This is a genomic window from Streptomyces sp. NPDC057654 (assembly GCF_042800135.1).
Lineage (GTDB): Bacteria > Actinomycetota > Actinomycetes > Streptomycetales > Streptomycetaceae > Streptomyces.
Genome location: NZ_JBHVHQ010000441.1, coordinates 1 through 6,877, shown reverse-complemented (window position 1 = coordinate 6,877; position 6,877 = coordinate 1). Strand labels below are relative to the sequence as shown.

8 protein-coding genes are annotated in these 6,877 nt (G+C 71.7%); 2 read left to right on the top strand and 6 right to left on the bottom strand.

Annotated features, from left to right (window positions below):
• The 3 genes from ACFU99_RS27130 to ACFU99_RS27120 all read right to left on the bottom strand — a co-directional run.
• Positions 1-812 (bottom strand): MFS transporter (locus ACFU99_RS27130; RefSeq protein ID WP_384396651.1); only part of this gene is annotated, 812 nt, incomplete at its 3' end.
• Positions 809-1,426 carry a helix-turn-helix domain-containing protein gene (locus ACFU99_RS27125; RefSeq protein ID WP_384396649.1) on the bottom strand — a complete coding sequence of 206 codons (618 nt, stop codon included), beginning with the start codon at positions 1,424-1,426 and terminating at the stop codon, positions 809-811. The genes ACFU99_RS27130 and ACFU99_RS27125, both read right to left, overlap by 4 nt.
• Positions 1,427-1,542: 116 nt before the next feature.
• A complete protein-coding gene (locus tag ACFU99_RS27120) occupies positions 1,543-3,000 on the bottom strand; it encodes an amidase (RefSeq protein WP_384396654.1) in 1,458 nt (485 codons plus the stop codon).
• Between the two features lie 151 nt (positions 3,001-3,151).
• Between ACFU99_RS27120 and ACFU99_RS27115 the strand changes: the two genes are divergently transcribed.
• A complete protein-coding gene (locus tag ACFU99_RS27115) occupies positions 3,152-3,793 on the top strand; it encodes a TetR/AcrR family transcriptional regulator (RefSeq protein WP_384396646.1) in 642 nt (213 codons plus the stop codon).
• Between the two features lie 29 nt (positions 3,794-3,822).
• Here ACFU99_RS27115 and ACFU99_RS27110 read toward each other — a convergent pair whose 3' ends face one another.
• The gene (locus ACFU99_RS27110) at positions 3,823-4,371 is read right to left on the bottom strand and encodes an HAD domain-containing protein (protein WP_384396645.1); all 549 of its coding nucleotides are present in this window, start codon (positions 4,369-4,371) and stop codon (positions 3,823-3,825) included.
• 36 nt (positions 4,372-4,407) lie between these two features.
• Positions 4,408-5,436, bottom strand: a complete 1,029-nt coding sequence (locus ACFU99_RS27105; RefSeq protein ID WP_384396642.1) for an aminoglycoside phosphotransferase family protein — start codon at positions 5,434-5,436, stop codon at positions 4,408-4,410.
• A gap of 252 nt (positions 5,437-5,688) precedes the next feature.
• On the opposite strand from ACFU99_RS27105, the gene ACFU99_RS27100 reads away from it, so the two are divergent.
• Positions 5,689-6,495, top strand: a complete 807-nt coding sequence (locus ACFU99_RS27100) for an acyl carrier protein (RefSeq protein ID WP_384396639.1) — start codon at positions 5,689-5,691, stop codon at positions 6,493-6,495.
• On the opposite strand, the gene ACFU99_RS27095 is transcribed toward ACFU99_RS27100, so the two are convergent.
• Entirely contained in the window at positions 6,476-6,790 is a 315-nt protein-coding gene (locus ACFU99_RS27095) for a hypothetical protein (RefSeq protein ID WP_384396636.1), read from the bottom strand. The two genes, ACFU99_RS27100 and ACFU99_RS27095, sit on opposite strands and share 20 nt — an antisense overlap.
• Between the last annotated feature and the right edge of the window lie 87 nt (positions 6,791-6,877).

The following is a 6,877-nucleotide window of genomic DNA, read 5'->3' as shown; positions in this document are numbered from 1 at the left end:
GTCTCGACCAGAAAGACCACGTTGATCGACTGGTACCCCATGAGGGCGAGGTTGGACGCCGAGCCGAAGAGCGTCATCGTGCGGAACCAGACATCGCCCGCGACCAGCCGCAGCCCCTCCGCCAACTCACCGGCCAGAGCGCCGCGGGGCCGCCCGGTACCGGCGGCGGCATCCGCCGGCCCGGCCCCGGTGGTGCGCGGCGGCCGGGTGGGGTGCGGCTCCGCGTGCCGGATTCCGGCGAGGCACAGGAGGGATACGAGGAACGTCGCGGCGTTGGCGTACATCCCGCCCACCGCCCCCGCGAACTGCGCGATGAGGCCGCCGGAGCCGCGCCCGGCGATCTGCGCGGCGGAGGCGCTGCCGTGCAGTTTGGCGTTGCCCTCGGGCTGGTCGGCCGGTTCCAGAAGGGTGGCGAGGTAGGCGGTGTAGGCGGTCTGGAAGAACACCGTCGCCGTACCGGTCAGCAGGGCCACGGCCAGCAGCAGCCCGATGCTCAGCAGGCCCGCACCCGCCGCGACCGGGACGGCGGCGAACAGCACGAGGGAGACCGCGGCAGAGGCCAGCATGATCGGCCGACGCCGCGTCCGGTCCACCCACACCCCGACCGGCAGGCCGATGACCAGCCATGGAGCCCAGGTGGCGGCGGTCAGCAGACCGACGTCGAACGTACTGGCGTGGAGGACGGACACGGCGATCAGCGGCATCGTCACCGTGGTGACGGACGCCCCGAACTTCCCGGCCGTCTCGCCGCACCACAGCAGCCGGAAGTCGCGGTGCCGCCGCAGGAGGCCGCCCCGTCCGACCGCGTTCACGACGCGGAGCCGCGATCGTGACGGGGGAAGGACTGGAGCTGTACGACCACGGGCGACGCCTCCGGATCGGGTGCGGCGTCCGGGGCGGGGGTGTGGCGGGCGACGACGGCCATCAGCTCCGCGTTGAGCGCCGCCAGTTGGGCCGGCGTCATGCGCAGGTCCGGCCAGTCGGCCACGGTCCCGGCGTTGCGCCAGGTGTCGTCCCAGTCCTCGCTGATGTAGTTCGTGACGCGGCTGAAGTATTGCTGCACGAGCTCGTGCAGATAGACCGACAGTGCGCCCCGGGAGTCCGGCTCGTCGCGGAAGTCGGCCATGTTCAGCTCGTTCTCGGCATCCGCCCGCCGCCACCAGCGCTCGCGCTTCGTGCCGCGCCCGGTCTCCTCCTCGATGAACCCGTGCTCGGCGAGATGGCGCAAATGCCAGCTCACGGTCCCGGTGTTCTGTCCGACGCGCTCGGAGAGCCCGGTGGCGGTGGCGGGCCCGTCCAGACTCAGCAGCTCGAAGATCTGCATCCGCAGCGGGTGGGCGAGCCCGCGCAGGCTGCGGGCGTCGAGGCGGCGGGTGGGCTTGAGGGGACGCGGTGTGCCGTCGGCTTCGCGCTCTTCGGAAGGCATGACGGGACAGTACGCAATACAGAGACTCCTCTGCAAAGGGTTATCTGCAAAGGAGTCTCTGCGTGCGGCCCGAGCCGAAGGTGCCTCCCTCATTCTCCTGCGGGCGTCGCCGCGCCTCAGCCGCCCGTCTGGTTCCCCGCCCACACCGCCGGGGTCCGGCTCGACCACGGGCTCGCCTGTTCGAGCTGGCCGGCGAGGCGGAAGAGGCGGGCTTCGTGGCCGTATCCGGCGGCGAACTGCATGCCGATCGGGAGTCCGGTCGCGGTGTCGGCCGTCACCGGGATGGACGCGGCGGGCGTGCCGGCCGCGTTGAACGCCAAGGTGAACGGCGAGCGGTCGTTGAGGCGGTCGATCCAGCCGAGACCGTCCAGGGCGTCGCCGCCCTCGGTGTACGCGCCCACGGGCAGGGGGAGTTCCGGCACGGTCGGGGTGAGGAGGACGTCGTACGCGTCGAAGGACCCGGCCAGGGTTCGGGCGACGCGGTTCCGTATCCCGAAGGCGGCGATGAGCTGGGAGCCGCTGACCCGCTGCCCGTAGCGGTAACCGGCCAGGGTGTCCGGTTCGAGGGTCGAGTCGTCGACCGGCCGGCCGAAGGCGGCGGCCAGTTCGTCGACGGACGCCGTGAGGTTCGCCGCCATCAGGTGAGCGCTCGCCAGGACGAACTCTTCCCAGTCGGACCCGAGTCCGACCTCGGCCTCCTCGACCTGGTGGCCGAGGGATTCGAGCAGGCGCACGGTACGGGCGAGGGCTTCGGCGACCGGTGCGGTGGTGCGGCGTCCGCCCCACGCCTGGGGGAGGACGCCGATCCGCAGCGCGCCCGGAGCGCGGGTGACCTCCTGCGCGTACGGCCGGTACGGCTCCTGGGCGAAGTAGGGGTCGCCCGGCTCCGGGCCGCGGATCAGGTCGAGCAGCGCGGCGCTGTCGCGGACCGTCCGGCTGACGCCGCCCTGCACGGCCAGGCCGCTGAACACCTCGTCGGCGCCCGGGCCCATGGAGACGCGGCCACGGGTGGGCTTCAGGCCGAAGAGGCCGTTGTAGGAGGCGGGAATGCGGAGCGAGCCCGCGGCGTCGGTGGCGTGCGCGATCGGCACCACCCCGGCGGCGACTGCCGCGCCCGCGCCCCCGCTGGAGCCGCCGGCGCTCCGCTCCGGGTCCCACGGGTTGCGGGTCGGCCCGTGCCCGTACAGCACCGGTTCCGTCGTGATGCTGTAGGCCATCTCCGGTGTCGTCGTACGCCCGAACGTCACGAGCCCGGCGCGGCGGAAGCGCCGCATCAGGAAGGAGTCGGCGCGGGCGACGTTGCCGGCGGCCAGGCGGCTGCCCAGCTCCAGCCGCCGCCCGGCCATGGTGACCCCCATGTCCTTGATCAGGAAGGGGACTCCGGCCAGCGGCGCGCTGCCGGGGGCCGGCTCGTCGTCGGTCGGCCAGGTCTCCACGATGGCGTTGATCCGCGGGTTGACCGCCTCGGCGGCCTCGCGTGCGGCCGCTTCCAGCTCGGGTGCGGTCACCTGGCCGTCGGCGACCAGTTCCGCGAGTCCGACCGCGTCGAAGCGTACGTACTCGGCAATTCTCACTGTCACTCCCAGAGGAAAGAACGATACCAATGAGTCCCTGGTGATACCGAGCGGTATCGAACGGGGCTGAGTGGTACCGTAACAGAGGCGGAGACCCCCGCAACCAGGCGAGCAATCACCCGACAGACCGACCGGACGTCACGGAGCAGCCATGTCATCGACCGCGAGAAGGCCGAGCAGAGTGGCGAAACTGCCGCCTCGTGAGCGCATCCTCGACGCGGCGGAAGAGCTCTTCCAGAGCGAGGGAATCCGGCGGGTGGGCGTCCAGGCCATCGCCGAAAAGGCCGAGACCACCAAGATGGCGATCTACCGGCACTTCGACACCAAGGACGCGCTGGTAGCGGAGTGGCTGCGGATCGTCGCCACCGACTACCAGGCGGCCTTCGACCGGGTCGAGGCCGAGTACCCCGACCGGCCCGTCGAGCAGATCCTCGGCCTGGCCCGCTTCATCGCCGAGGGCCTGCCCGCGATCTCCCACCGGGGCTGCCCCTTCATCAACTCCCTCGCCGAACTCCCCGACCGCTCCCACCCGGCGCGCCAGGTGATCGAACAGCACAAGGCCCACCAGACCCGCAGACTGACCGCCATGTGCACCGCCGCCGGCCTCCCCGACCCCGAACAGGCCGCGGCCGAGATCACGTTCCTCCTCGAAGGCGCGCAGGTCAGCACGCAGAACGGCAGCATCGACCGGACCGGGGACCGATTGATGAGCATCGTCGAAGCAGCCGTGGCCAGGCACCGCGCCGGTGCCGACGCCATGCGGGCGGCCACGGCCGACGGCCGAACCGTCTGAACACCGTCACGGGCCCGTGACGCCGTGACTTACGAACGAGTGGTGCGGCCGGCGGGCGCGACAGCGCACAGCCACTCTTCGAGGATCGGGAAATCGTCGTCCGTGAGGCCCCGGCGGGCGTCTACGGAGTACAAGAGGGCTCGACCGGGGCAGCGCTCCTCGACCCAGGCGCGGTCGCGGTCCGTGATTTCGTCGTCGACCCAGGCGAACGGGCGCCCGGCCGCCCAGCGGACAAGGGTGCGGGTCTTCCAGTGGAGCCCGTCACGCCCCTCGTCCTCGGACGGGTCCGGCCACGCCACCACGGGCGCCTCCGGCAGGCCGAGCCACGGCGCGACGCAGACGTTGGCGTCGGACATCCAGGTCGTGGCCCATACCAGCTCGCACGGCAGAGCCGTCAGCCGAGGCCCGTACGCCGGATTGACCCTGGTCAGCAGTGGGTTCGCGTCGACTCCGCGCGGCATGGGCCGCACGGCCTCATAGGTCGGGTACCCGTCCGGGAGCTGTTGCCGCGTCGCCCCGAAGGGGATGAGGGGGCCGTCGACGTCGAGAAAGAGGAGGGGCAGCGGGGAATCGATCACGACGGAACGTTAGCCGCCGCCGGGCCCGCGCGTTCTCTACGGCCGTTCGGCCGGGACCGGCTGGAGGGTCGGCCAGCGGGTGAGCATGTGGCGGCGCATGTCGGCGGTGAGGGTGTGGACGCGGGTGAGGGAGGGGTGGGCGGCGGTCAGGCGGCTGACTACGGACAGGCGGTGGGCCAGGCGTTGGCGGGCCGTCGCGGTGCCCCATTCCCAGTCCTGGTGCGGGATGCGGGCGAGGTGGTCGGCGCCTTCGCGGTGGGCGCGTTCGACCAGGGCGTCGCCGCGCAGCAGCCAGCCTGTGCACGCGTCGGTGAGGTCGCCCTCGGGGTCGGAGCCCGTAACCGCCCGCCAGGCCGTTCGGTACGCGCGCTCCGCCCGTTCCAGCAGCGGCGCCGACGCCGACGTCACGCACCAGCACGTCGGGAAGCCGATGCGCAGATAGGCCAGCTCCATCAGGCCGTTGCCCAGTGACGCCTGCTCGAAGTCGATGAACTTGATCCCCGCGGGCGTGTGCAGGTCATTTCCCTGACACGGGTCCCCATGGAGCAGGGCATTGGCCGGCGCCCGGTCGAGGCGGGACACCAGGGCCTGGAGCTCATCCGAAACGCCCGCCGGGACAGGGGCCTTCAGGGATTCGGCCAGTCCCAGGAAGGACTCGACGTCCGCCCGGCTCGGGCCGCGCCATCGAGGGAGCGAACCCGCGTCCTCCGGGCGGGCGGTGGCGTGCAGCCGGGCCAGCGCGGTCGCGTAGCCGACGATCCATTCGCCGGACGGACGCCGGTGCTCCAGATGTTCCAGTACGAGCATCCGCTCCCCGGCATCCGCGGCCAGCAGCCCGGCCGCCACGGGGATCTCGGCACGGGCCGCGATCCGCTGGGCGGCGACCTCACGGGCGTACCGCTCATCGGCATCGGGACCCTCGACGAGCTGCTTCACCACCACCGGCGCCCCCGGCAACTCGACGTGCCACACGCGCGAGCGCGGACTGCTCTCCAGCCTGCGGGAGCGCCCCGGCGACCCCAACTCGGCCCGCAGCGCGTCCCCGAACACCAGCCGTGATCCCATGAGCGGTCATCCTTCCACGCGTTCGTCGGGACCGCCGCCGTGAGCCAGAACGCGGCTCTCGTCGCAGAAGGCCGGCAGACGACCAGCCGTTGAACAGCCCATGCACTCTCCGCGGTCCCTACAACCACGCCTGTCACTCCGCACGTCGAAGCGAGTGCCGGAACCACCGGCGACCGACCGACCGGCGACCGACCGGCGATCGACCGACGACCGGCCGACCGACGACCCATCGACGACACCAGCGGAGTCCATGTGAATACGCGCATCCCCCTCGCCCGCCTCACCACGGCCGTCGCCCTCGCCATGGCCACCACCGCCATCGGCATACCGGCCGCCCACGCGGCCGACACAGCCGCCGAGCCGGAGGACACCTTCAAAGTCACCCTCTCCAGCAGCGCCGCGACGACCGACTTCACGCACCGCACCGTCGACCTCACCGGAACGGTGACCCGCGCCGACGGCGCCCCCGCCGCCGACGTACCGGTCCAGCTCAGCGAGAACGTCACCTTCGACACCTGGAACCCGTGGGGCGACCCCATCGACCCCACCGAGCGGGAAACCCGCAGCCTGGGAACCCTCCACACCGACGCCGAGGGCCGGTTCGCGCTCCGCGGCGTGCAGGCGGACCGCTGGGAGAAGAAGGCGAGCAAGTTCCTGGCCCCCAGCCACGAGGTGGAGTTCCGGGCGTCGTACGACCCCGGCGACCCCGACGACGGGCACTTCTTCTTCGCCGACACCTCGGTGTCCGTCCAGCCGGTCGCCGGCACCCTCAGCTACAAGGTCGACAAGACCAAGGTGCATCCCGGCGACACCCTCACCGTCACCGGCAAGGTCGCCTGGCCTGCCGGGCACGGACCGGTCAAGGGCACCCGCGTCCTGCTGCGCACGTACTACGAGACCGAGACCAACGCCCAGACCACCGCCGACGCGAACGGCGATTTCACCGTCCGCGCCAAAATCGGCAAGGACGACCACGATTTCGTCCTCTTCTCCGCGCCCAAGGACTACTACATCGCGGGCGCGACCAAGGAACTTCCGGTCAAGAACACCCCCCGATGACGACGGGCCGCGCAGCGCCCGGCCGGATCAGCAATTGACGCTCGCCGGGCGCTGCTCGGAGGCGCACCGTGAGGTCGTAGACCCGCACGGAAATCCCGTGTGGAAATACCTCGTCGAGCGCGAGGCCGCTGTCGTATTCACCGAGCAGAACGGCCGTCACATACACGGCCTCGCCCTCGGGGCCCGTCGGCCCCGACACATACGGCACCGCTGAACAGCGGCCGAAGGCATTCGTGCCGACCCCGTGCCGCACTCCGCCCGCCGTCCAGCCGTGCAGCCCGAAGACGGCGCTCACCAGGCCGTCAGCACGTCGAGCCGCGGCACGCACCCGCGCAGCACCCACCTCCGCCGTACGAGCAGCCGGCCGCGTCCGGTCCGCGAG

Bases quoted from the DNA above. Each gene is read 5' to 3' on its own strand.
- ACFU99_RS27125 (WP_384396649.1), bottom strand. From the start codon at position 1,426: ATGCCTTCCGAAGAGCGCGAAGCCGACGGCACACCGCGTCCCCTCAAG.
- ACFU99_RS27115 (WP_384396646.1), top strand. From the start codon at position 3,152: ATGTCATCGACCGCGAGAAGGCCGAGCAGAGTGGCGAAACTGCCGCCT.
- ACFU99_RS27105 (WP_384396642.1), bottom strand. From the start codon at position 5,436: ATGGGATCACGGCTGGTGTTCGGGGACGCGCTGCGGGCCGAGTTGGGG.